Origin of the sequence: Micromonospora sp. NPDC048909 (assembly GCF_040649635.1) — a bacterium.
Lineage (GTDB): Bacteria > Actinomycetota > Actinomycetes > Mycobacteriales > Micromonosporaceae > Micromonospora.
The window spans coordinates 518632-540386 of sequence record NZ_JBEZFU010000003.1 but is presented as its reverse complement, the minus strand read 5'-3'; the positions used below and the strand labels follow the sequence as shown (position 1 = coordinate 540386).

The following is a 21755-nucleotide window of genomic DNA, read 5'->3' as shown; positions in this document are numbered from 1 at the left end:
GGTCAGCTCCGGGTGCCGGCGAGGGTCGCGCCGGTCACCTCGTCCACCGTGCGTACGGTGGCGAACCGGCCGGCGAGGGCGTACTCGGTGCGGGTGATGATCTCCTCGGTCGACAGGGTGCGCGGATCGGCGAGGACCTCCGCGAGCGTGGCGGTCTCCGGCAGGTCCCGGTGCGGCGTCGGGAAGGTCAGCGTCGCGTCGGTCACGAAGGTCATCCGGTAGCCGAGGTCGGCGCCGACCCGAGCGGTGGTCTCGACGCACTGCTCGGTGCGGATGCCGCAGACCGTGATGTCGCCAATGCCGGCCAGGGTGAGCAGCTGCTGGAGGTTGGTGGTGGTGAAGGCGTTGTGCGCCGTCTTGACCAACGTCGGCTCGCCCTCGGCCGGCGTCAGCCCGTCGATCAGCCGCACGTGCCCGCTGGCCGGGTCGAACACCCCGCCGGTGCCCGGCTCGGAGTGCAGGACCCAGACCACCAGGTCGCCACGGTCGCGGGCAGCGGTCACCAGCCGGTCGACCTGGCCGACGATGTCGGGGTGGGAGCCGTGCGCCCAGATCGGGCGCTGGCGGAAGGACTCCTGGACGTCGATCACGACGAGGGCAGCTCTGTTCATGGCAATGATCCTGACCGGGCGCGAGCCGCGAGGGCAGACACCATCATGCCCGGATGCGGAACGATCCGGCCACGCCGCGGGTCGGTCGGCTCGGCGGCCGGTCGGGGACCCCGTCCGGCCCGCACATCCAGGTCGGTTCAGCCGCGCCCGGCGCTGTCCAGTTCGAGGGCCTCGGCCGGGGTGGGGGCCGTCCCGCCCAGGTGCGCGGGCTGCCACCACCGGTCCGTCGGCCCGGTGGGCGCGTGCGGGTACTCCCGCTGCGCCCGGTCGACGAGGGCGGTGAGCCGCTCCCGCAGCGCGAGCGTCATCGCCGCGGCGTCCGGCCAGTCGGCCGGCTGCATCGGCTCGCCGATCAGGATGGTGACGGGGGTGTGCCGGCGGGTCAGGGTGCGCGGGCGCCCCTTGGTCCAGAGCCGCTGGGTGCCCCAGATCGCCACCGGCAGCACCGGCACCCCGGCCTCGCGGGCCATCCGGGTGGTGCCGCTCTTGAGGTCCTTGACGGTGAACGACCGGCTGATCGTCGCCTCGGGGAAGACGCCGACCACCTCGCCGCGGCGCAGCGCGTCCACCGCCGCGGCGTACGAGCCCGCGCCGGCCTCCCGGTCGACCGGGATGTGTCGCATGCCGCGCATCAGCGGGCCGGAGATCTTGTGCGCGAAGACCGACTGCTTGGCCATGAACCGGACCAGCCGGCGGGACGCCAGCGCCCCGAGGCCGCAGAAGATGAAATCCAGGTAGCTCACGTGGTTGCTGGCCAACACCGCTCCCCCGGAGCGGGGGACGTGGTGGGCGCCCACAATGCTGATCTTCAGGTCGAGGACTCGGAACATCGTCTTGGCGGTGGCGATCACGGGCGGGTACACGAGCTCCGGCATCCGCAGAATCTACCCTCCCCGGCTGAATCCAACCTGGGAGCGGATCGACGGCGCTTGGCGGAGCAGGTCAAGTTTTTCTGCCGACGGCGGACTTCTTTGGCCGTTCACGGCCCCGGACCGCACGATGGCGGAATGACTGAACGAGGCGTGCTGCTCTGGATCCACGGCGGCGGTTGGCGCGCCCGGGCGACCGAGGACGGCGACGCGCTCGCCGGGCTGGGGCTGCGGGTGGTGCAGGCCGACTACCGACTGGTGCCCGAGGCGCGCTGGCCGGCCCAGCTCGACGACGTACGCGCCGCGGCCCGCCGGGCCCGGGCCGGGTCGGACGGCCTACCGCTGCTGGTCGGCGGCGACTCGGCCGGCGCGATGCTCGCCCTGCACCTGGCGTTGCGCGGGGTCGACCGGCCGGACGACGTGGCCGGCGTCCTGGCCTACTGGCCGCCGGTCGACCCGCTCGCCATGGACTGGAAGCGGCTGCGGGCCGGCGACGACCCGTGGGAAGGCTTGCTGGGGCACCCGCCGACCACGGACGACCCGGTCACCACCGACGCCACCGTCGCCACCCACGCCGGCAACGGCGTGCCGGTGCTGCTGGTGCAGGGCACGGACGACCGCTCGGTGCCGGCGTCGCAGACCGTCACGCTCACCGGCCAGCTACTGGCGGCCGGGCATCCGGTGCACAGCTGGCTGACCCACGGCGGCCACGCGCTGCCGTTGGACCGGCCGGACCTGTGGGCCGCGGCCGCCGCGTTCCTCGACACCGTCCTGCCCACCGGCTGACGGACGCCGTCCCTCCTCCGGCCGGCGTTGACGCAAACGGCGGCGGCCAGGCAGGGGCGGCCACGCCCGGTACCGCCGCCGGCGCGACCGGCGGCGGTACCGGCGGCGGTACCGGGGGCGATCAGTCGCCCAGCTTGTGCAGGTCCAGCCGGCCTCGGGCGAAGGCGTCCACCCGACCCCACCGGCCCGGGATGTCCAGCACCTCGATCCGGCCCATGCCCACCGGCAGTCGCGGCTCGACCGAGAGATGCCCCTCGTGCGGCTCCAGCCCGAGCATGGTGCGCAGCAGCAGCAGCGGCGTACCCGTCGACCAGGCCTGCGGGCTGCACGCCGTCGGGTACTCCACCGGGAACTTGGTCAACTCCCGCTGGTAGCCGCCGAACGCCTCGGGCAGCCGGCCGTCGAAGTAGGTGGCCGCGTCGAGGATGCCGTTCGCGATGGTGGCCGCCTCCTCCGCGAAGCCGTACCGGCGCAGCCCCCAGGCGATGAACGAATTGTCGAACGGCCAGATCGTGCCGTTGTGGTAGCCGATCGGGTTGTAGCGGACCTCCCCCTCGGCCAGCGTCCGCACCCCCCAGCCGGAGAAGAGCCGCGGGCCGACCAGGTGGTGGGCGATCTTCTCGGCCCGATCGTGGTTGACGATGCCGCTCCACAACAGGTGGCCGATGTTGGAGCTGAGCACGTCGCACTGGCGTCCGTCCGGGTCCAGCGCGAGGGCGAAGTACTCGCCGTCCGCCACCCACCAGTCCCGGTTGAAGCGCTGCTTGAGTTCCGCCGCCTCCCGCTCCAACTGGTCGGCGAAGGCCGGGTCGTTCCAGAACTGTCGGGCCAGCCGGGCCGCGCGCATCTTCGCGTCGTACGCGTAGCCCTGCACCTCACAGGTGGCCCGGGGAAACGGTGGCAGCCGCCCGTCGGAGTAGGAGATCGAGTCCCAGGAGTCCTTCCAGCACTGGTTCTCCAGGCCGGTGTCGGTGTTGCGCCGCTCGTACCAGATGTAGCCGTTGCCGACCAGGTCGGCGTAGTCGTCGATCCACCGCAGCGCGGCCCGCGACTCCTGCTCCAGCTCCATGACCAGCGCGACGTCCCCGCTCCACTTCTCGTACTCGTCGAGCAGCACCAGGAACAGGGGAGTCGCGTCCACCGAGCCGTAGTACGGGGAGTGCGGCTGCTCCTCGAACGCGGCCGTCTCGCCGTAGCGCATCTCGTGCAGGATCCGGCCCGGATCCTCGTCGCGGAAGTCATCGAACCGGCTGCCCTGCAAGGCGGCCAGGATGCGCAGCGTGGTCTTCGACAGCTGCGGGGTGAACGGCAGCGTCTGCAGGCAGGTCAGGATGCTGTCCCGGCCGAACATGGTCATGAACCAGGGCAGGCCGGCGGCGGGGAGGGTCGCCCCGCCGAGAGAGAGCGGCGAGAACCGCAGCGCGGCCAGGTCGATCAGGCTGCGCTTGTAGGTCGAGGCGACCCGTCCGTGCTGGCTGTTCACCTTGGGCGCGTCGGCGATCCACTTCTCCAGGTCGTGCTGGAGGGCCAACCGCTCGGTGCCGTGCACCCGCAGGCCCATCCGCAGATCCCGCCCGCCCGGCCCCAGTGCCGCGGTGTGCACGTCGATCCGGGTCTCCCACTGCTCGTTCGGTTCCAGGTGGATGGTGTGCGCGAAGCCGTCCCGGTCGTACTTGGCCGGCTCGGACGACAAGATCGTCGTCTCCCGGGTGAAGTTGCCGCGCCGGTAGCCCAGCCGCAGCCGGTCGGATTCGACCTCCGCGTAGATCTCACCCTTCTTGTTCAGGATCTCGTCCTTCACCTGGAACAGGTCGGCGAAGTCCGACCCGGCGTCCATCCGGATCTCCAGGTCGACCGGGTTCTCGTCGTGGTTGAGGATGGTGAGCTGCTCCCGGAAGCTGCCGCCGACCGTCCGCTCCCGGATGATCGACAACTTGGCGTCGGTGTAGTGCGTCGCCATGCCGGGCACCAGGAAGAAGCGCGCCTCGTAGTACTGGAGGTCGTCGTAGGAGAGGGAGTTGAGCCGCTCGCCGTTCACCGTCAGCACCCACTTCGACAGGAAGCGGGTGTCGATGGAGAAGAGCCCGGTCGGCTCGCTCGGCGTCGCCTCGATGTCACCGGTGTCCTCGGACACCACGAAGGTGTTTCCGTCCAGGATCCGAACCGTGTTGCCAGCCCCCATCACCGCACCTCCCGCTGGAAACGCCGCCGTGGCCCACGGGCGTCCGGGTTGCCGGGGAAGATCCGTTCCACCTGCACCACGAGTCGGGCGTCACCCATCACCGTCATGTCCCCGCGCAGCAACGCCGCGATGCCGTGCTCGCGGCCGGCCGCGATGTCCTCGAACAGTGCCGGGCTGGTTCCGATCACCGTGTCGGCCTCCCGGTCCTCCTGGCTCACCTCCACCCGGCCCCGGTCGATGCGCATCAGCCAGTGCGTGGTCCGCGGCCCTTCGTGCAGGTCGACCCGGAGCGAGCCGACGGTCTTGGCCAGCCGGGGCTCGTACCCCTTCCGATCGAGCTCCTCGAAGAACCTCGTGGTCGCGTCCAACATCCGGCCCTCCCCTTCCCGGTCGGTCGCGTCCGGTTCCGGCCGTACCGGCGTCTGCGTCCTCCGGACCGGCCGATCGGCGTCGGAGCACGGGTGCCCGCCCGGGGCACGGTCAACCTCGCCCGGATCGGGTGAGCCGCGACGCGCCTGGTCGGCTGCGCCGGCGGCGGGACGCCGGGGTCGGAGTCGGGCGGTAGCGTCCGGAAGGCACGGGCGGACAAGAGGGAGGCGCGATGGCCGGAACTGCACCGGAGGTCAGCCGGGCGCAGGTGCTCGCCTACCGGGTGGCGGCCCACCAGCTGGACCGGCCGGGGCTTCGGCCGGCCGACCTCGCCGTGCTGGGGCTCGGTGTCCAGGACACCCCCTACGGGTCGGCCCGGCTGGCGCTCGCGGCCCGTGGCGCGACCGGGCCGGACGACCGGCTGGAGCTGGTCTGGTCCCTGCGCGGGGCCCCGCACCTGCACCGCGGCGCCGAGCTGCCGGCCCTGGCCGCGGCGATCTGGCCGTTGAGCGACGCCGACGCCACCCGCCGGATCAGCGGCCAGATCGGTGCCGGCGCCCGGCTCGGGCTGGCCGCTTTCCGGGCCGCCGCCGAGGCGTTCCGGGCGGTGGTCACGGCGGAGCTGCCGAAGGGCGAGGTGAGTCGCGCGGTCACCGACCGGATCCCGGCGGAGCTGAGCTACGAGTGCCGGGCGTGCCGGTCCCGACACATCTCCGGCGCGCTCTTCCAGCAGGCCGGGCTGGCCGGTGGGGTGCGTCTGGTGGTGACCGGTCGGGCGGCCCGGCTCGCTCCGCTGCCCGGCTGGTCCGGGCCACCGGCCCGGGCGGCCGGCACCGCCGATCTGGTCGCCACCTACCTGCGACTGCTCGGCCCCGCCACGCCGGCCGATGCCGCCGGCTTCCTCGGTACCACCGCCACCGAACTGCGCGCGGTCTGGCCCGCCGGGCTGGCCGAGGTCCGCGTCGACGGGCGGGCGGCCTGGCTGCCGGCCGACCGGCTCGACGCGCTCACCGGGGCGCAGCCGGCCGGACTGGTCCGGCTGCTGCCCCCGGGCGACCCCTACCTGGCCGGCCGCGACCGCGACCTGCTCGTTCCGCAGCGAGCCCACCAGCAACAACTGTGGCGCATCATCGGCAACCCCGGGGCGCTGCTGGTCGACGGCGAGGTCGCCGGCAGCTGGCGGTCCCGGCAGGCGGCCCGGGGGCGGCTGGAGGTGACCGTCACCCCGTTCGGCGTGCTGCCGGCGCGAGTCACCCGGGCGATCGACGCGGAGGCGGCCACGGTGGCGGACGCCCGCGGCGCGACAGATCTGCGGGTACACGTCGAGGCGGCATGAGACGCCGGCTCCCCGGAGACCCGGGGAGCCGGCGCACGCCCGCGGCGGACGGTCAGTTGTTCGGGTCGTCGGCGCTGATGTCGGCGAGCACCGACTGCGGTTCGCGCTCGACGGCGAGATCACCCATCGACACCAGGCCGATCAGGCGCCCCTCCTCGACGACCGGCAACCGTCGTACCGCGTAGGTACGCATCAGGTCGGCGGCGGCCACCGCGTCGTCGTACTGGCTCACCGTGATCACGTCCTTGCTGGTGATCTGGTTGAGCCGGGTGGAGCTGGGGTCCATGTTCTCCGCTACGGCGCGGACCGTGATGTCCCGGTCCGTCACGATGCCGACCACGTTGTCGCCGTCGGTCACCACCACGTCGCCGATCGCGCTGTCGCGCATCTCCTGTGCCGCGGCGGTGAGCGTGTCGCTGCCGTCCATCGTCACCAACCGGGTCGTCATGAACTCTCCGACCGTTGTCATGGTGCTCCCCTCTCGGTGTCGGCCCCGGCCGTCTACCCGCCGCCCAGGGCGGGGTAACGCCGGCCGGCCACGGGTCCGGGCCCGGGTGTTCACCGGCGGGCCGGTTGCCGCCGCAGCCGGCGTTGCAGGTCGAAGAGGCCGTTGCTGGACAAGGCGTAGAAGACCGGCAGGACGAGGAAGATCGCGAGCGCGACCACCGGGTCGACCAGGACACCCGCCAGGCCGGCCGCCCCGAACCCGACCAGGCCGACCAGGCCGCGTCCGCGCTCCACCGCGAAGACCCGCGGCGGCACCCGGGGATGCAGCAACGCCCGGCTCCGGCTGAGGTGGTGGTAGAGGCCGAGCCAGCCGATGGAGAGCAGCACCCCCACCAGGCCGTAGAGCCCGGTGGTGACCCGCTCGTCGGCGCGGTCGCCGTGTTGCAGGGCCCGCGAGACGATGGACGTGACGAACGGCAGCAGCGCGGTCCCGAAGAGGACGGTGAGGTTCCATCCGTGCAGGCCCGGGTCGGCCCGGACCACCCGGCGGAAGGTGCCCTTGTGGCTCAGCCAGCTCACCGCCACGACCAGATATGACGTGACGTACGCCAGGTAGGCCGGCCACTGGTCGAGCAACGCGCGCGACATCCGGCCCGGGGGCGCCTCCGGTGCTCGCAGGTCGAGCACCAGCAGGGTGATGATGATGGCGAAGACCGCGTCGCTGAAGGTGAGCAGCCGGCCGATCTCCGAACGCAGCTCCGCGCCGTCACCGTCGACGTCGACCGCCTCGTCGCCTTCGCGCTCGGCCCGCATCCCACCCCTCCCCCGGTGCCCGCCGGGTTATACCCGGCATCCGGGGCGGTACCCGCCGGGCCGCACCGCCCCGGGGCGCGCGGTTAGCGTGGCGGGATGCCGGATGACGAGCAGGAGTTACGCGGGCTGGTCGGCGGCTGCCCGTGGTTGCTGCGGGCGCTGGCCGTGGTCCGCGAGACCGGTCTGCCGGACGCCTGGATCGGCGCCGGGACACTGCGCGACCTGGTGTGGGGGCAGCGGTACGGCGCCGGGTTCGACCCCGGTGCCCTCCGGGACGTGGACGTGGTCTTCTTCGACTCGACGGACCTGAGCCCGGAGTACGACCAGCGGGCCACCGCCCGGCTGGCGTCCGCCTGGGGCGAGCCGCCCTGGGAGGCGTCCAACCAGGCGGCGGTGCACACCTGGTACGCCGCGACGTTCGGCGGCGAACCGATCCAGCCCTACAGCAGCGTCGCCGATGCGGTGGCCACCTGGCCGGAGTACGCGACCGCCGTCGCGGTCCGGCTGGACGCCGCCGACCAGATCGAGATCTGCGCGCCGTACGGCCTGGCAGACCTGCTCGGCGGCGTGTGGCGGCACAACCCGGCCCGGGTGCCGGTGGCGCACTCCCGGCGGCGGCTGGCCCGGCAGGAACCGGCCCGGCGCTGGCCCGACGTGACCGTGGTCGAACCGGCCTGACCAGCCCCGATCAGTGGATCGGGCGACCGGCGGGTGTCAGCCGCGGGGTGGAGCGCCGTAGGTCCGCTCGACGTGCAGGCGCAGCACCAGCCGCCGCTCGGCGACCATCGCCCGCCGGAAGTCGTCCCAGTCCGGATGCTCGCCCTGGACCGACCGGTAGATGCCGACCAACTCCTCGACGGTGTCGTCGCCCGGGTCGGCGGCCACCGGGGTCAGTTCGGCGCGCCCCTCGGCCACCGCGTACGCCCAGCCGTCCTCGCTGCTGACATGGAAGCTGGCTCGCGGGTCGCGGCGCAGGTTCGCGGTCTTGGCCCGGTCGTCGGTCACCGACACCCGGATCAGGCCCGACTCCCGGTCGAACGAGTAGACCACCGTGGACAGCTGCGGTCGTCCGTCCCGCTTGATCGTCGCCAGCACGCCCAGCCACCGGCCGGCGATCAGGTCGAACAGCGCGGTCTGCGCCCGCTCATCCGGCACGGCAACCTCCACCTCGTCCGGTCGAGCCTCCATCCAAACACGACCGGCCGATCCCCGCGATCCAGCCGGCCCGGCCGACCCGTCATTACCGACTCGGGTCGGCCATGAGGAGCCCGGCCGGCGCTCTCGCTCGGCCCCGCCCATGCCACCGGGTCGGCGGAGCAGGACGACGCCGGGCCCCCGCCGGAGATCGGCGGAGGCCCGGGGCGGGAGACGGGACGGCGGTCAGCGACGCTCGGCCGCGACCAGCTCGGCGATCTGCACCGCGTTCAGCGCGGCGCCCTTGCGCAGGTTGTCGTTGGAGCAGAAGAGCGCGAGCCCGTGCTCGACGGTCTCGTCGGCCCGGATCCGACCGACGTAGGTCGGGTCCTGGCCGGCGGCCTGGAGCGGAGTGGGCACCTCGGAGAGGGCCACCCCGGGAGCGCCGTCGAGCAGCTCGCGGGCCCGCTGCGGGGTGATCGGCCGGGCGAACCGGGCGTTGATCTGGAGGGAGTGGCCGGTGAAGACCGGTACCCGCACGCAGGTGCCGGAGACCCTCAGACCGGGGATCTCGAGGATCTTGCGGCTCTCGTTGCGCAGCTTCTGCTCCTCGTCGGTCTCGAAGGAGCCGTCGTCGACGATCGAGCCGGCGAGCGGGAGCACGTTGAACGCGACCGGCTGGGCGAACGCCCGCGGCGGCGGGAACTCGACCGCGTCGCCGTCGAAGGCGAGCCCGCTGGCGTGCTCGGCGACCTTGCGGACCTGCTCGTCGAGCTCGGCGACGCCGGCCAGGCCGGCGCCGGACACCGCCTGATAGGTCGAGACCACCAGGCCGACCAGCTCCGCCTCGGCGTGCAGCGGGCGCAGCACCGGCATCGCGGCCATCGTGGTGCAGTTCGGGTTGGCGATGATGCCCTTCGGGCGCGCCGCGGCGGCGTGCGGGTTGACCTCGGCGACGACCAGCGGCACCTCCGGGTCCATCCGGAACGCCGAGGAGTTGTCGATCACCACGGCGCCGGCCGCCGCCACCCGGGGGGCGAGCTCCTTGGCGGTGCCCTTGCCGGCCGAGAAGAGGACGATGTCCAGCCCGGCGAAGTCGGCGGTGGCCGAATCCTCCACGGTGATCTCGCCGTCCCGCCAGGGCAGGGTGCGCCCGGCGGACCGCGCCGAGGCGAACAACCGCACCTGCTCCGCTGGGAACTCCCGTTCCGCCAGCACCTGCCGCATCACGCCACCGACCTGGCCGGTGGCCCCCACAATGCCGATCCTCATGCCCGCGAGGCTACCCACGCCGACCCCGGGACCGGGAACCCTTTCCCACGGCCCGGGGCCGGTGTCACAGCCCGCCGGCCCGACCCGACGGTGGACCGGGCACCCGGTCACCCGGAACCTCGCCGGCCGAGCACCGCGCCCACCGGAAGATCCGAGCCCGCGCGCCCACACCGCCGCAGCATCGCCGACCGGCGTCCGCTCCGGAGGCCCTCCACGCCAGCACCGTGCCTCGACCGCGACCCGCGTCACACTTCCCGCCGGCCACGCCTTCCCGGCGGCCACGCCTTCCCGGCGGCTGGCGCGGCCGCCCCGCGCCGGCGTGATCGACACAGAATCGCCGATATCGCGGTATCCGACCCAGTCGGACACCCCCACTTCGGCGAACCGGAGGTCGATCAACCGACGCCGGACGGTCAGGCCGGACGCCGGACGGTCAGGGGGCGTCGATGATCTCCCCGAGGCCGGTGGCGGCCAGCTCGTCCCGGATCACCGCGGCGTCGCCCTCCACGACCAGGGTGAGCGACTCCGGGTGCAGGTGGCTGGCGGCCGCGGCACTGACCTGGTCGACATCGGCGGCGAGCAGCGCCGCGCGCAGCTGGGCGTGGTAGTCGTCCGGGAGGTCGTGCACCACCAGGGTGCTGAGCGCGGCGGCGATCGCCCGCGGGCTCTGCAGCTCCACGGACAGCTGCCCGGCCCGCCAGGACCGGGCCACCGCCAGCTCGTCCTCTGTCACCCCGCCGGTGCGGGTACGGGCGATCTCACCGACCGCCTCCACCAGCGCCGGCGCGGTGACCGCGGTCTGCACCCCGGAGCTGACCGCGAACCGCCCGAACCGCCGGGACGAGGCGAAGTCGCCGCGGATCCCGTACGTGTAGCCGCGCACCTCACGGATCAGGTGGTTGAGCCGGGAGGTGAACGCGCCGCCGAGCACCGTCCCGGCGAGGCTCATCGGCACGTGGTCGGGGTGGGCGCGGTGCGGGGACGGATGCCCGAGACGCAGCGTGGACTGCACCGAGCCGGGCCGGTCGACCAGGATGATCCGCCGACCGCTGTGCGGCGGCACCTCGATCGGGCCGCCCCGCTCGACCGGGCCACCGCCGGTCCCGGCGAACGCGGCAGCGCCGAGCGCTTCCAGGTCGATGCGCTCCAGGTCGCCGGCGACGATCAGGGTGCCGGGACGGATGAACCACTCGGAGTGGAAGACGGTGACGTCCTCGACGTCCAGGCCGGCGACCGAGTCCGGGTCGCCGTACATCGGCCGGCCCCAGCGGTTCTCCGCGCCGAACAGGTCGGCGCGCAGCGCCGCGTCGGCCCGCGGTCCCGGGTTGGCCCAGTCCATCCGCAGCGCGGTGGCCTCGTCGTCACGGACCCGGCGCACGTCGGCGGAGTCGAGCCGGGGGGTGCGGACCGCCTCGGCCAGCAGCTCCACGGCGGCGCTCAGCCGGTCCACCGGCACCTGCACGCTGACCTGGAACGAGTCCCAGTCCAGCCCGGCCACCAGCTCGGTGCCGAGCCCCTCCACGGCGAGCGCGTACGCGGCCGCGTCCCGCTGGGCGGTCCCCTCCTCCAGGGCCTTGGCGAGCACCCCGCCGAGGCCCTCCTTGCCGGTGGGCTCGCGCCCGGCGCCGGCGTCGAGCAGCAGCAGCGCGACCGCGAGGTTCTGCCCCGGCAGGTGTGCGGCGACGACCTGACCGCCGGCCACGGCACGGCGGACCACCGGCGGGAACCGGTACGGGCGGGCGGCGCCCGGGCCGGGGCGGACGGCGATCAGCGTCATGGCTTCTCCTCGGCGAGGTAGGTCAGGGTCACCCGATCGTCGGCGGCGAGCACCTCGACGGCAGCTTCGGCGATCTGCTCGGCGGTCACCGCGAGCCAGGCCGGCAGGCGCTCGGCGGCGGCGGCCGGATCGCCGAACTGGGTCGCGTACCGGCCGAGCGTGTCCGCCCGGCCGTCCACCGTGGACATCTGTCGCCACCAGGCGGTGCTGAGCAGGGCCTTAGCGCGGTCCAGCTCGGTGGCGGTGACCGGCACACTGGCCAGCTCGTCGACCACCGCGTGCAGCCCCTCGGACAGCCGTTCGGCGCTCACCCCGGGCCGGGCGGTGGCGGTGGCGATCAGCGGCGCCGGCGCGTGCGCCAGGTCCACCCCGTACGCCCCGACCAGGTCCGGCTGGGCGAGCCGCTCGCCGTCGGCGAGCCGCTGGTAGAGCCGGCTGCCCCGGCCGCTGCCGAGCACCGTGGCCAGCACGGTGAGCACGTCGTAGCCGGGACTGCCGAACGGGTAGGTGCGGTGCGCGACGTAGACCCGGGGGGCCGGCACGTCGGCGGTCACCGTCTCCACCGCCGGTCGCCCGGTGGCCGGCACGCTCCGGCCGTCCGGCGCGGCGGGGATGTCGGCCCGCGCCGGGAGCGCGCCGAAGTACTTGTCGGCCAGCGCGAAGACCTCGGCGGCGGAGGCGTCGCCGACCACGGTCAGCACGGCGTTGTTCGGCGCGTAGTAGGTCTGGTGGAACGCCTGGAAGGTGGCCAGGTCGGCGGCGTTCAGGTCGGCCATCGACCCGATCGTGGCGTGGTGGTAGGGATGGCCGGGCGGGTAGAGCAGCGGCAGCAGCCGCAGCCAGGCGTCGCCGTAGGGCACGTTCTCGTAGCGCTGCCGGCGCTCGTTCTTGACCACGTCGCGCTGGTTGTCGAGGGTCTCCTGGGTCAGCGCCGGGACCAAACCGCCCATCCGGTCGGCCTCCAGCCAGAGCGCCAGCTCCAGGTGTTCGGCCGGGACCGTCTCGAAGTAGTTGGTCCGGTCGGGGTTGGTGGTGGCGTTGAGCGAGCCGCCGGAGCCCTGGATCAGCTTCATGTGCTCGGTCTTCGCGACGTTCACCGAGCCCTCGAACATCAGGTGTTCGAAGAGGTGGGCGAAGCCGCTCTGCCCCGCCGGCTCGTGCCGGGAGCCGACGTCGTACCAGAGGTTGACCGCGACCGCCGGGGCCGTGCGGTCCTCGCTCACCACCACACGCAGGCCGTTGGCGAGTCGGGTCGTCTCGATGGGCCAGGGGTAACCGCTGTCGGGCATGGCACGACGCTATCCGATCTCGCGGGCGCAAAGGTGACGTGCGGCCGCCGGGCGAGCCGGGGCGGGGGCGACGGCCGGGCGGGCGGGCGGGCGGGGCATCGACCGGTCCGGTCGGGGTACCGCAGGGGCATGCCCGCGCCCGTCGCACGCCCCAACCCGCCCGTTGCCGTGACGCGCGCGGGTGCCGCCGTCAGCCACGCCGCCGCCGTCCTGACCCGCCTGCGGCGGGCCCGGCTCTTCCATCCGGCCGGACGTTCGTTCGCCGGCGAGGTGACGATCTGGGGTACGGCCGGCCCGCCGACCGGAGTCGCCCTGCTCGACGAGCCGGGCCGCTACCCGGCGACCGTCCGGCTCTCCAAGGGCGTCTCCACGCCCGGGAGCTGGCCGGACGTGCTCGGCCTGGCGGTCCGGCTGCACCCCGACGACGGCCGCCCGTTCGACCTGCTGGTCAGCTCCAGCGGCGCGCCGCCGGTGCTGCGGGCCATGCCGCTGCCCCGGCGGCGTTTCGCCGGGACGTACAGCACGATCATGCCGCTGCACGCCGGCCGGCAGCGGCTCTGGCTGGCCGCGCTGGCCGACCCGGAATCGGCCGACCTGGGCCGCAGCCTGACCGCGGTGGCCGCCGCCACCCGGACGGACGAGCCCCGCCTGGTGCTCGCGGTGGCCTCCGCCGTGGGGCCGTGGCGGCCGTTCGGTCAGGTCAGCATCGGCACCCAGCTCAGTGCCCGGCAGGACGCCACGCTGGCCTTCGACCCGATCGGCAACCTGCCGGCCGGGCTGCGGGCCGCCGGGCCGCTGGCATGGCTGCGGGGGCAGACCTACCGGGGCTCCCGCCGGGCGCGCGGCGCCGACGTTCAGTCCGGCGGCTCGTTGGGCGCCACCGTCTGATCCGAGGTCCGGTGCTCCAGGACGGTGTCCGGCGCGAGGTTCCGGTCCTCCCGCAGGTCGGATTCGGTGAGGATCGCCTCCGCCTGCGCCTCCGCGTCGTCGCTGCCCACCGCCGCCTCCTCCGGCAGCAGGTGGGCGCGGGACTCCACGCGGTCCTGGTCGCTCTGCTCGTCAGTCATGGCACCCCTCATACCCCCGCCCCACCGCCCGCACGCCCGAGATCGGTCGACCCGGCCGGGCCCGGCCGATCGGGGCTGCCGCGGCGTCCGGATGATCCGCGCCGGCCCGTCGGGTACGCTTGGCCTCGTGACGCGGTCGTATCGATGGTTTAGGCAGCCGGCTGGAGGAGCCGGTGACTTCACCATGAACTGACGTCACCTTTCTTCGAGCCGGCTGGGCAGGGACTTGGGTTCCTGCCCTTTTGCGTACGAGCAGCCGGCTCGACCCGGGCACCGGCCCCGGGCGCGGTCGGCGGAAGGATTCCCACCGTGACGACCCCGGAGACCGATCGGGTCAGCGACCAACGGATCGACCGTGTCGTGCCGTTGACCACCCCGGCCCTGTTGCACCACGAACTGCCCCTGGACGACACGCTCGCCTCGGCCGTACTGACCGGCCGGCGCGCTGTCGGCCGGGTGCTCGACCGCGCCGACGACCGCCTGCTGGTGGTGGTCGGCCCGTGCTCGGTGCACGACCCGGCCGCCGCCCTGGACTACGCCCGACGGCTGCGCGCGGCGGCCGACCGGGTCGCCGACGACCTGCTGGTCGTCATGCGGGTCTACTTCGAGAAGCCCCGCTCCACGGTCGGCTGGAAGGGCCTGATCAACGACCCCGGGCTGGACGGTTCCGGCGACGTCAACACCGGCCTGCGGATGGCCCGCGCGCTCCTGCTCGACGTGCTGCGCCTCGGCCTGCCGGTGGGCTGCGAGTTCCTCGACCCGATCACCCCGCAGTACATCGCGGACGCCGTGGGCTGGGGCGCGATCGGCGCCCGGACGGTGGAGAGCCAGGTGCACCGGCAGCTCGCCTCGGGGCTCTCCATGCCGATCGGCATGAAGAACCGCCCGGACGGGAGCATCGGCACCGCGGTGGACGCGATCCGGGCTGCCGGCGTACCGCACGTCTTCCCCGGTATCGACTTCTCCGGCACGCCGGCGATCATGCACACCCGCGGTAACGCCGACGGGCACCTGGTGCTCCGCGGCGGTGGCGGCCGGCCGAACTACGACGCGGAGTCGGTGGCCGGGGCCCTCGACCTGCTGCGGGCCGCCGATCTGCCGGAGCGGGTGGTCATCGACGCCAGCCACGCCAACAGCGGCAAGGACCACCGCAACCAGCCGCTCGTCGCGGCCGACGTGGCCGCCCAGCTCGCGGCCGGGCAGCGCGGCATCGTCGGCATCATGCTGGAGAGCTTCCTGCAGCCCGGCCGGCAGGACCTGGACCCGACCCGGGAGCTGGAGTACGGCAAGTCGGTGACCGACGCCTGCATGGGCTGGGACACCACCGAGGAGGTGCTCGACCAGCTCGCCGTCGCCGTCCGCGCCCGTCGCGCCACCCTCCCCGCACCCGCCTGATCCGCAGGCCCCCTCCCCTCGTCCCGGCCCGTGGTGGGGCCGGGACGGGTGTGAGCGGGGGCACAGGTCGGGGCGGAAGAGCGGCGGGGGTCGGTGGGTTGTGTGAGGTGTCGGTGTGTCCAGTGTCCCCGGGCCTCACCCAATTGCCTTCGCGGAAAACCGTTCGGCTGGAGCCGCGTCGAGCCACTCGCCGAGAGGCGACCTGCACACCGACACCAGCGGCGCCCCGGCCATCCGGCCGGGGCGCCGTCTGGCGTTCCGCCCAGCTCCGGGCCGGGGCCGGCGACGTTTGACCGATTCCGGCACGGGTAGCTGATCGCCGTGACCGACGACGCACCCGTGACCGACCAGACGACGGACGCCCGGCGTCTCGACGACCTGCTCGAGGATCTCTACCACGGCCAGGAGCGGATCAGTCAGGGCAACATCTACCGCCGGGCGGTGGCCGCGGAGCTCCCCGCCGACTGGCTCGCCCGGATCGCCGCGCTCCCCGAGGGCGAGTACTCGGTGGACGAGGCGGCGGACCTGCTCGGCGGATCGGTCACCTGACCCCCGGCGAGAGGAGAACGAGATGTCCCACCATGAGGAGCAGCACGAGAAGGTGCCGGCGCTGGGTCAGCCCCCGGAGGGCGTCGACACCCTGCCCGAGCCGGACTTCGCGAACGAGCACGACCGCACCGCGGTGGACCGCGAGGTGATCACCGGGGACGACGAGGGCGAGCGCGAGCCGGAGGCCGCCCGTGGCTGGGCCGGCGAGGACCACGGCACCACACCGACCTGACGCCGACTGGCGCGAGTAAGGGGCCGGCATCCGCCGGCCCCTTACTCGTCCTCGCATCAGTCCTTGTCGTGCCCGCCGCCCTCGGCGGCCTGCTGGGACACCGCGTACGCCATCTGGAGGAAATCGGACGCGGCCACCGCGGTCAGCGCGGTGGCCACCAGACGGGTCAGCCGTGGCGCGAGCACCAGCCCGCCGGTGAGCCCGGTGGCTACCCAGACCGCCAGGCAGAACGGGCAGCTCAGCAGCTCCCCGATCGCGTGCCGGGTGGAGCTGTCGGAGTCGCGGACCTGCTCCATCACCTCGCCGCTGCCGATCGGCCGGTCGTAGCGGGTGAACGGGGCACGCAGCGGGCTGGTCACCGCGTCCTTGCTCAGCAGCCGGCTGAGCTTGTGCGTGGCGATCGACAGCAGCACCACGTCGGAGGGCGCCGGACGCTCGGGCACCGGCCGGCCGGTCAACCGCACCAGACCGGCGAGCGCCCCGGCGACCCCGGCATAGGTGCCCATCGCGACCAGGTAGCCGCCGAGCGGCCGGTGCTCGTGTGGCGCGTACGCCTGGCGCAGTCGCGCCACCTTCTGCCTCAAACCACTGTCGGTCACCGGTCTCCTCGTTCTCGTGCGGGGGATCACCACCCGGTCCGGCCGGCCCGCACCAGGCCTGCCGTTCGGGGTTGGCGCGATCCGGGGTCGCCGGCGCGACTCAGCCGGCCTGGAGGTTGTCGGCCACCTCGCGGGCGAGGCTGTCCAGCGCCTCCGCGGCCAGCCGGTCGTGGTCCCCTCCCCCGTTCGCACCGGCGAGGTCGAACCGGATCCGCGCGCCGCCGGAGTCCTCCGGGTCCACCCGGATCTCGGCCGTGAGGTCCGAGGGATCGGGTGCGCTCCAGGTGGCGCGCAGCTCCTCGCCGGCGATCTCCGGGGTCGGCGCGCCGTCCGTGCGCAGCGCCGGGGGCAGCCACGCGGACGCCCGGTCCGGGTCGGTCGCGGTGTTGAAGACGACCTCCGGCGGCGCGGACATCCCGCGCTCGGCGTGTGCCGCCATCACTCGTCCCGCAGCCGGCTCGGGTCGACCTCCCGCCCCGGGTGCCGGGCCAGGTACTCGGTCTCCAGCTCGGCGGTGCGGCGCAGGTGGTTGGCGAGCGCGGAGTCGGAGGCGTGCCGCAGCGTGTCCAGCCGCGTGCGGTGCAGGCTGTGCATCTCGCGGATCAGGTCCTCGTCGGTCAGCTCGGCCGGGTCGACACCGAGGTCACCGTCCACGTCGAGTCCGGTGGTGGTCGGGTCGGCCAGGTGGTCGCCGCTCCACTCAGGCATCCGCTGCTCCGGGCTGGCGTCCGTACCGCCGCTCGACGGGTACCCGTCCTGTCGCACTGATCCGGTCATCGTCGCCCCCCTGGTCTCGTTTGGGCTGGCATCTAGACGGATGCCCACATCGGGTGCCAGCAAACCCGTTTGATCGTCCGACAACTACGACACCGCGTCGGAGAGCGCCGTCCCTCCCGGTACCCTCGATGCCATGAAGCGGCTCTGGACCCCGGCGTGGATCGTGCGCCACGTGGCCACGGTCGTGCTGGTCGTCGCGTTCCTCGGCCTGGGCTGGTGGCAGATCAGCCGGGCCGCCTCGGGCAACACGCTCAGCTGGGCGTACGCCTTCGAATGGCCGATCTTCGCGGGGTTCGTGGTCTTCGTCTGGTGGCGTGAGTTGCGCCACACCCTGCGCGGTGACGTCGCGCCGACGGAGCCGGCCGACGCGGAGCCGGCCGAGGTCGTCGGGGCGCGACCGGGCGGCGGGGCGGCGGGGTCCGCGACCCGACCGGTGGTTCGCCGGCCGGTCCGGGTGGCCCGGGTGCCGGCCGCGGCGGACGGCGTGGAGGACACCGACCTGGCCGCCTACAACCGCTACCTGTCATGGTTGAACGCCAATCCGGGCGCGAAGCCCGGTGACTATCCCGGCTGAGCCGGGCTCGGGAAGGACGGACAGAGGTGGGCGCAGCCCTTACCCGGTACCGCGTGATCGCCTGGATCGTGGGCGTGGTGCTGATCCTGCTGGTCGTGATCGGCATGCCGCTGAAGTACCTGTTCGACAACGCGGTGGTGGTGGAGACGGTCGGCCCGGCGCACGGCTTCCTCTACATGGTCTACCTGGTGGCCGCGTTCGACCTGTCCCGCCGGGCGGACTGGCCGTTGAAGCGGATGCTCGCCGTGATGCTGGCCGGCACCGTGCCGTTCGTCTCCTTCTACGCCGAGCGCCGGGTGACCGGTTGGCTCGACCGTCCCGCCGAGCGCACCCCGGAGCCGGTCGCCGGCTGAGCCGTCCGCCCGATCCTCGCCGTTGGCTTCTGCTGGCCGGTCGACGCCGGCCGGGGTCGGCCTGGCCGGCGTCGACCGGTCAGCGGCTCGGCCGCCAGGGGTCGGTCGAGGCGAGGGGCTCGCTCCACCCGCCGTACCGGTTCATCTCCCGGGCTCGCACCAGAGCCCGGGTCACCTGGCCGAACTGGCGCTCGTCGTCGGCGCTGAACAGCAGCACCTCCTCGCCGCCGTACATCCCCCACAGCTCGTACGCCGGCGGCCGCCAGCGGTCGCCGGCCAGCACGAGCAGGCCCGGCACCAGCAGCACCGCCCCGAGGATCAGGTACGCGCCGGCGGTGAGCCGTTGCAGGCCACCGGTGAAGCCGAGCAGCAACCCGACGGCACTGATGGTGACCGCGCTGGTGGCGAAGGCGCGGACGGCGACCCGGTCGTGCGGACCGCGGGTGCTGCGCAGGTGCGTCAACTCGGCGACCCGGAAGGTGTTGCGACCGACGGTGAACCGGTCGATGGTCACGATGATGCCGGGACGGGCGTAGAGCAGCGTGGTCTTCGCGCCGGTCACCCTCGGTGAACGCCGCGCTCGCGTGGTGGCTCCTTCAGGATTCACGGTCCCTCCCACGGCGGTCCGCCGGGTCGGCCCCGCCGCGGTCTGAGGCATCAATGCCGGTCGACGGGATTCCCGGCTCGCGCTTCATTGTGTTGCGGCCCTGCCAGCGCGTACGGCCAAATAGCGGACAGCGCCGCCACGGGAGCGACGGGACATTGCCGGGAAAGGGAATCCATTTCCGTCTTTATCGGTTATGGCGGGCTGCTATCCGGCGGCATACGCCCAGAACGACGAAAGCCACTGTCCTATCAAATGCCGCAACCTTGGCGCACCCGCCGAGCGGTCGCCTCGTTGGTGATCACGGTGGGTCACCCGACACACCCTTCACTTTCCGCCACTTTGCCAACATTCGCCCCGACTTCCACTGCGGATCACACCCGTCCCGGGTTAAGTTGATCGGGCCGGCCGGCCCAGCGCCCGCCATCCGGAGGGCCCCGGACCGGTGCCGTCGAGGGCGAGAGCAGCCACCGGCGGCCGTGGGAGAGGGGCCTTCCGCTCTTGTCATCCCTGAGAACACTGCTGCGAACTCTGGCGCTCACCGGCCTGTCGGCCGCGCTGATCGCCCCGGCGGCGGCGGCCCACGCCGAACCGTCCCCCGCCGACCTGACCCAGCGGATCGAGAAGTCGTCGGCCCAACTGGAGCGGGTCGTCGAGTCGTACAACAAGCTCACCGAGGAGATCAAGGACAACAAGACTTCGGTGGCCCGATTACAGGCCCGCATCGGCCCGCTCGAGAAGCAGACCGAGCAGAACCGGGCCGACGTCGCCGCACTCGCCGCGACCGCGTACAAGACCGGCGGCCTGCGCACCGCGGACGCGCTGCTGCGCCCCGGCGGTTCGGCCGCCCTGCTCGACCGGCTCGGCACCATCGACCAGCTGACCAAGCAGCGGCAGGAGCAGATCGACGGCTTCACCGAGAGCCAGCGCGCGCTGCTCGAGGAGCGAGGCCGACTGAGAATGGTGCTGGCCCAGCAGGCCGCCCAGGCCCGCGAGCTGAAGTCCGCGAAGACCCGGATCGAACGGGACCTGGCGCGCCTCTACGAGCTGCGCCGTCAGGCGTACGGGCGGGCCACCGAGGCGCCCGCCGCCCGGCCGGACGCCGGCCGGGACGCTCCCGCGATCTCCGGTCAGGCCGGCGTCGCGGTCCGGTACGCCTACGGCGCCGTCGGCAAGCCCTACTCCTGGGGCGGTGAAGGCCCGAACGGCTACGACTGCTCCGGCCTGACTTTGGCGGCGTGGCGGGCGGCCGGCAAGTCCCTGCCGCACAACGCCCGGATGCAGTGGGGCGCGACCAGCCGCATCAGTCGCGGCGAGCTGCGCCCCGGCGATCTGGTCTTCTACAGCGGGCTCGGGCACGTCGCCCTCTACGTCGGCGGCGGCCAGGTGATCGACGCGCCCAGCGCCGGGCGCAACGTGCTCAAGCGGGGCATGAACATGATGTCCATCCAGGGCTACGGCCGGGTGCGCTGAGCGAACCACGCGGCGGGTGCCCCGCCAGACGGCGAACGGCCGGCGTCCCCCTATCGGACGCCGGCCGTTCGCCGTGTTACTACCAGCTCAGGCTGCCTGCAGCCCCTCTGCCCGGGCCAGCTCACGGAGCCGCCCGAGGGCCTGGATCTCCAGCTGACGGATCCGCTCCCGGGAGAGCGAGAACCGCGACGCGACCTCGGTGAGGGAGTGCTCGCGGCCGTCCTCCAGCCCGTAGCGAGCCCGCATGATGCCGGCCGAACGGTCGTCGAGGTGGTTGAGCAGACCCTCGATGCGCTGCCGCTCCAGCCCGGTCAGGACGATGTCCTCCGGCGACGGGGCGTCGCTGTCGGCGACCAGGTCGCCGAGGTTGGTGTCCCCGTCGTCGCCGACCGGGGTGTCCAGCGACACCGTGTCCTGCGACCAGCGGACCAGCTCGTTGACCCGCTCGACGGTGACGCCGAGCGACGCCGCGATCTGCTCCGGCTCCGGGTCGGCACCCAGCTCACGGGTGAGCTGGCGGGCCACGTTGCGCATCCGGTTGACGTCCTCCACCAGGTGCACCGGCAGTCGGACGGTGCGCTCCTGCTGCGCGATCGCCCGGCTGATCGCCTGGCGGATCCACCAGGTCGCGTAGGTGGAGAACTTGTAGCCACGCTCGTAGTCGAACTTCTCGACCGCCCGGACCAGGCCGGTGTTGCCCTCCTGGATCAGGTCCAGCATGGGCATCCCCGACCGCACGTAGCGGCGGGCGATCGACACGACCAGTCGCAGGTTGGCGCGGATGAAGAGGTCCTTCGCCCGCTCACCCTCGACGACCAGCCGCTCCAGGTCGTCCCGGTCGACACCGGCGGGGACGCGGTCCTCGTCGAGCAGGTGCTCGGCGTAGAGGCCGGCCTCGATCGCCTTGGAGAGATCGACCTCCTTGGCGGCGTCCAGCAGTGGCGTCCGGGAGATCTCGTGCAGGTAGACGCCGACCAGGTCGCGCTCCTCGGCGACCTCGTCGGTGCGCATGCCGATGTTCTTGTCCACGTTGCCCACGGTCCCCTCGCTCGCGCCGGTTGCCCGGTTCCTTGCCATCCCCACGTCCATCAGCTCCCCGAAACTTCTGCTGTGCCCCCCGGTGCTGACACCTACACAACAGTTGAGACGTGTCGGGGATTCCATGCCGTGAGTCGAAAGTGTCACGAATGCCTGAGTAGTAGCTGAGAGCACGGTCCATGTTTGCTGTCAGCACCCCGCCGGGTGGC

Annotated in this window: 26 protein-coding genes; 10 read left to right on the top strand and 16 right to left on the bottom strand. The window is 73.2% G+C overall.

The annotated features are described in order from the left end of the window. Positions 1 to 2: 2 nt before the first annotated feature. Positions 3 to 611: an isochorismatase family protein gene (locus AB0C04_RS11830; protein ID WP_357051987.1), complete on the bottom strand. Its 609-nt coding sequence runs from the start codon at positions 609 to 611 to the stop codon at positions 3 to 5. 137 nt (positions 612 to 748) lie between these two features. Next, positions 749 to 1486 (bottom strand): lysophospholipid acyltransferase family protein, encoded by a 738-nt coding sequence (locus tag AB0C04_RS11825; RefSeq protein WP_357051984.1) that lies wholly within the window; start codon positions 1484 to 1486, stop codon positions 749 to 751. Positions 1487 to 1618: 132 nt separating this feature from the next. On the opposite strand from AB0C04_RS11825, the gene AB0C04_RS11820 reads away from it, so the two are divergent. Further along, entirely contained in the window at positions 1619 to 2266 is a 648-nt protein-coding gene (locus AB0C04_RS11820) for an alpha/beta hydrolase (protein WP_357051981.1), read from the top strand. Between the two features lie 121 nt (positions 2267 to 2387). Here the strand turns inward: AB0C04_RS11820 and AB0C04_RS11815 are convergent, their stop codons facing one another. Further along, entirely contained in the window at positions 2388 to 4448 is a 2061-nt protein-coding gene (locus AB0C04_RS11815) for a glycogen debranching N-terminal domain-containing protein (protein ID WP_357051978.1), read from the bottom strand. Then, on the bottom strand, positions 4448 to 4819 hold the full coding sequence (locus AB0C04_RS11810; RefSeq protein WP_357051975.1) for an SCP2 sterol-binding domain-containing protein: 372 nt from the start codon (positions 4817 to 4819) through the stop codon (positions 4448 to 4450). The genes AB0C04_RS11815 and AB0C04_RS11810 overlap by 1 nt, the downstream gene beginning before the upstream one ends. 230 nt (positions 4820 to 5049) lie before the next feature. Between AB0C04_RS11810 and AB0C04_RS11805 the strand changes: the two genes are divergently transcribed. Next, complete coding sequence (locus AB0C04_RS11805; RefSeq protein ID WP_357051972.1) at positions 5050 to 6153, top strand: crosslink repair DNA glycosylase YcaQ family protein; 1104 nt, start codon at positions 5050 to 5052, stop codon at positions 6151 to 6153. A gap of 52 nt (positions 6154 to 6205) precedes the next feature. On the opposite strand, the gene AB0C04_RS11800 is transcribed toward AB0C04_RS11805, so the two are convergent. Both AB0C04_RS11800 and AB0C04_RS11795 read right to left on the bottom strand, forming a co-directional pair. Continuing rightward, on the bottom strand, positions 6206 to 6622 hold the full coding sequence (locus tag AB0C04_RS11800; RefSeq protein ID WP_350871981.1) for a CBS domain-containing protein: 417 nt from the start codon (positions 6620 to 6622) through the stop codon (positions 6206 to 6208). A gap of 89 nt (positions 6623 to 6711) precedes the next feature. Next, entirely contained in the window at positions 6712 to 7413 is a 702-nt protein-coding gene (locus tag AB0C04_RS11795) for a TMEM175 family protein (RefSeq protein WP_357051969.1), read from the bottom strand. 96 nt (positions 7414 to 7509) lie between these two features. Between AB0C04_RS11795 and AB0C04_RS11790 the strand changes: the two genes are divergently transcribed. Next, on the top strand, positions 7510 to 8091 hold the full coding sequence (locus AB0C04_RS11790) for a nucleotidyltransferase family protein (protein WP_357051966.1): 582 nt from the start codon (positions 7510 to 7512) through the stop codon (positions 8089 to 8091). Between the two features lie 36 nt (positions 8092 to 8127). On the opposite strand, the gene AB0C04_RS11785 is transcribed toward AB0C04_RS11790, so the two are convergent. The 4 genes from AB0C04_RS11785 to AB0C04_RS11770 form a co-directional block, all read right to left on the bottom strand. Then, positions 8128 to 8601, bottom strand: coding sequence for a PPOX class F420-dependent oxidoreductase (locus AB0C04_RS11785; RefSeq protein WP_357051963.1), 474 nt, complete (start codon positions 8599 to 8601; stop codon positions 8128 to 8130). A gap of 192 nt (positions 8602 to 8793) precedes the next feature. Then, entirely contained in the window at positions 8794 to 9819 is a 1026-nt protein-coding gene (locus AB0C04_RS11780) for an aspartate-semialdehyde dehydrogenase (RefSeq protein WP_357051960.1), read from the bottom strand. Positions 9820 to 10252: 433 nt separating this feature from the next. Further along, a complete protein-coding gene (locus tag AB0C04_RS11775) occupies positions 10253 to 11596 on the bottom strand; it encodes a pitrilysin family protein (protein WP_357051957.1) in 1344 nt (447 codons plus the stop codon). Continuing rightward, positions 11593 to 12885, bottom strand: coding sequence for a pitrilysin family protein (locus AB0C04_RS11770; protein WP_357051954.1), 1293 nt, complete (start codon positions 12883 to 12885; stop codon positions 11593 to 11595). The genes AB0C04_RS11775 and AB0C04_RS11770 overlap by 4 nt, the downstream gene beginning before the upstream one ends. Positions 12886 to 13014: 129 nt before the next feature. Between AB0C04_RS11770 and AB0C04_RS11765 the strand changes: the two genes are divergently transcribed. Further along, entirely contained in the window at positions 13015 to 13773 is a 759-nt protein-coding gene (locus AB0C04_RS11765; RefSeq protein ID WP_357051951.1) for a phosphodiesterase, read from the top strand. Here AB0C04_RS11765 and AB0C04_RS11760 read toward each other — a convergent pair. Next, positions 13740 to 13952: a hypothetical protein gene (locus AB0C04_RS11760; RefSeq protein WP_357051948.1), complete on the bottom strand. Its 213-nt coding sequence runs from the start codon at positions 13950 to 13952 to the stop codon at positions 13740 to 13742. The two genes, AB0C04_RS11765 and AB0C04_RS11760, sit on opposite strands and share 34 nt — an antisense overlap. A 300-nt stretch (positions 13953 to 14252) precedes the next feature. Here AB0C04_RS11760 and AB0C04_RS11755 point away from each other — a divergent pair, with 300 nt between their 5' ends. From AB0C04_RS11755 to AB0C04_RS11745, 3 genes are all read left to right on the top strand, one after another. Continuing rightward, positions 14253 to 15347 (top strand): 3-deoxy-7-phosphoheptulonate synthase, encoded by a 1095-nt coding sequence (locus AB0C04_RS11755; RefSeq protein ID WP_357052265.1) that lies wholly within the window; start codon positions 14253 to 14255, stop codon positions 15345 to 15347. 321 nt (positions 15348 to 15668) lie between these two features. Then, on the top strand, positions 15669 to 15896 hold the full coding sequence (locus tag AB0C04_RS11750; RefSeq protein ID WP_357051945.1) for a hypothetical protein: 228 nt from the start codon (positions 15669 to 15671) through the stop codon (positions 15894 to 15896). Positions 15897 to 15918: 22 nt separating this feature from the next. Continuing rightward, positions 15919 to 16128, top strand: a complete 210-nt coding sequence (locus tag AB0C04_RS11745) for a hypothetical protein (protein ID WP_357051942.1) — start codon at positions 15919 to 15921, stop codon at positions 16126 to 16128. A gap of 56 nt (positions 16129 to 16184) precedes the next feature. On the opposite strand, the gene AB0C04_RS11740 is transcribed toward AB0C04_RS11745, so the two are convergent. The 3 genes from AB0C04_RS11740 to AB0C04_RS11730 form a co-directional block, all read right to left on the bottom strand. Next, a complete protein-coding gene (locus AB0C04_RS11740; RefSeq protein WP_357051939.1) occupies positions 16185 to 16727 on the bottom strand; it encodes a DUF1360 domain-containing protein in 543 nt (180 codons plus the stop codon). A 100-nt stretch (positions 16728 to 16827) separates the two neighbouring features. Next, on the bottom strand, positions 16828 to 17166 hold the full coding sequence (locus tag AB0C04_RS11735; protein WP_357051936.1) for a hypothetical protein: 339 nt from the start codon (positions 17164 to 17166) through the stop codon (positions 16828 to 16830). Beyond that, positions 17166 to 17504 (bottom strand): DUF6158 family protein, encoded by a 339-nt coding sequence (locus AB0C04_RS11730; protein ID WP_357051933.1) that lies wholly within the window; start codon positions 17502 to 17504, stop codon positions 17166 to 17168. The genes AB0C04_RS11735 and AB0C04_RS11730 overlap by 1 nt, the downstream gene beginning before the upstream one ends. 133 nt (positions 17505 to 17637) lie before the next feature. Between AB0C04_RS11730 and AB0C04_RS11725 the strand changes: the two genes are divergently transcribed. After that, the gene (locus tag AB0C04_RS11725; protein ID WP_357051930.1) at positions 17638 to 18078 is read left to right on the top strand and encodes a hypothetical protein; all 441 of its coding nucleotides are present in this window, start codon (positions 17638 to 17640) and stop codon (positions 18076 to 18078) included. Between the two features lie 26 nt (positions 18079 to 18104). Next, positions 18105 to 18431, top strand: a complete 327-nt coding sequence (locus AB0C04_RS11720; RefSeq protein WP_350871956.1) for a DUF3817 domain-containing protein — start codon at positions 18105 to 18107, stop codon at positions 18429 to 18431. A 79-nt stretch (positions 18432 to 18510) separates the two neighbouring features. On the opposite strand, the gene AB0C04_RS11715 is transcribed toward AB0C04_RS11720, so the two are convergent. Further along, positions 18511 to 19038 carry a DUF6232 family protein gene (locus AB0C04_RS11715; protein ID WP_357051926.1) on the bottom strand — a complete coding sequence of 176 codons (528 nt, stop codon included), beginning with the start codon at positions 19036 to 19038 and terminating at the stop codon, positions 18511 to 18513. Positions 19039 to 19536: 498 nt separating this feature from the next. On the opposite strand from AB0C04_RS11715, the gene AB0C04_RS11710 reads away from it, so the two are divergent. Next, positions 19537 to 20508: an NlpC/P60 family protein gene (locus AB0C04_RS11710; protein WP_357051923.1), complete on the top strand. Its 972-nt coding sequence runs from the start codon at positions 19537 to 19539 to the stop codon at positions 20506 to 20508. Between the two features lie 87 nt (positions 20509 to 20595). On the opposite strand, the gene AB0C04_RS11705 is transcribed toward AB0C04_RS11710, so the two are convergent. Beyond that, complete coding sequence (locus AB0C04_RS11705) at positions 20596 to 21585, bottom strand: sigma-70 family RNA polymerase sigma factor (protein ID WP_357051920.1); 990 nt, start codon at positions 21583 to 21585, stop codon at positions 20596 to 20598. Between the last annotated feature and the right edge of the window lie 170 nt (positions 21586 to 21755).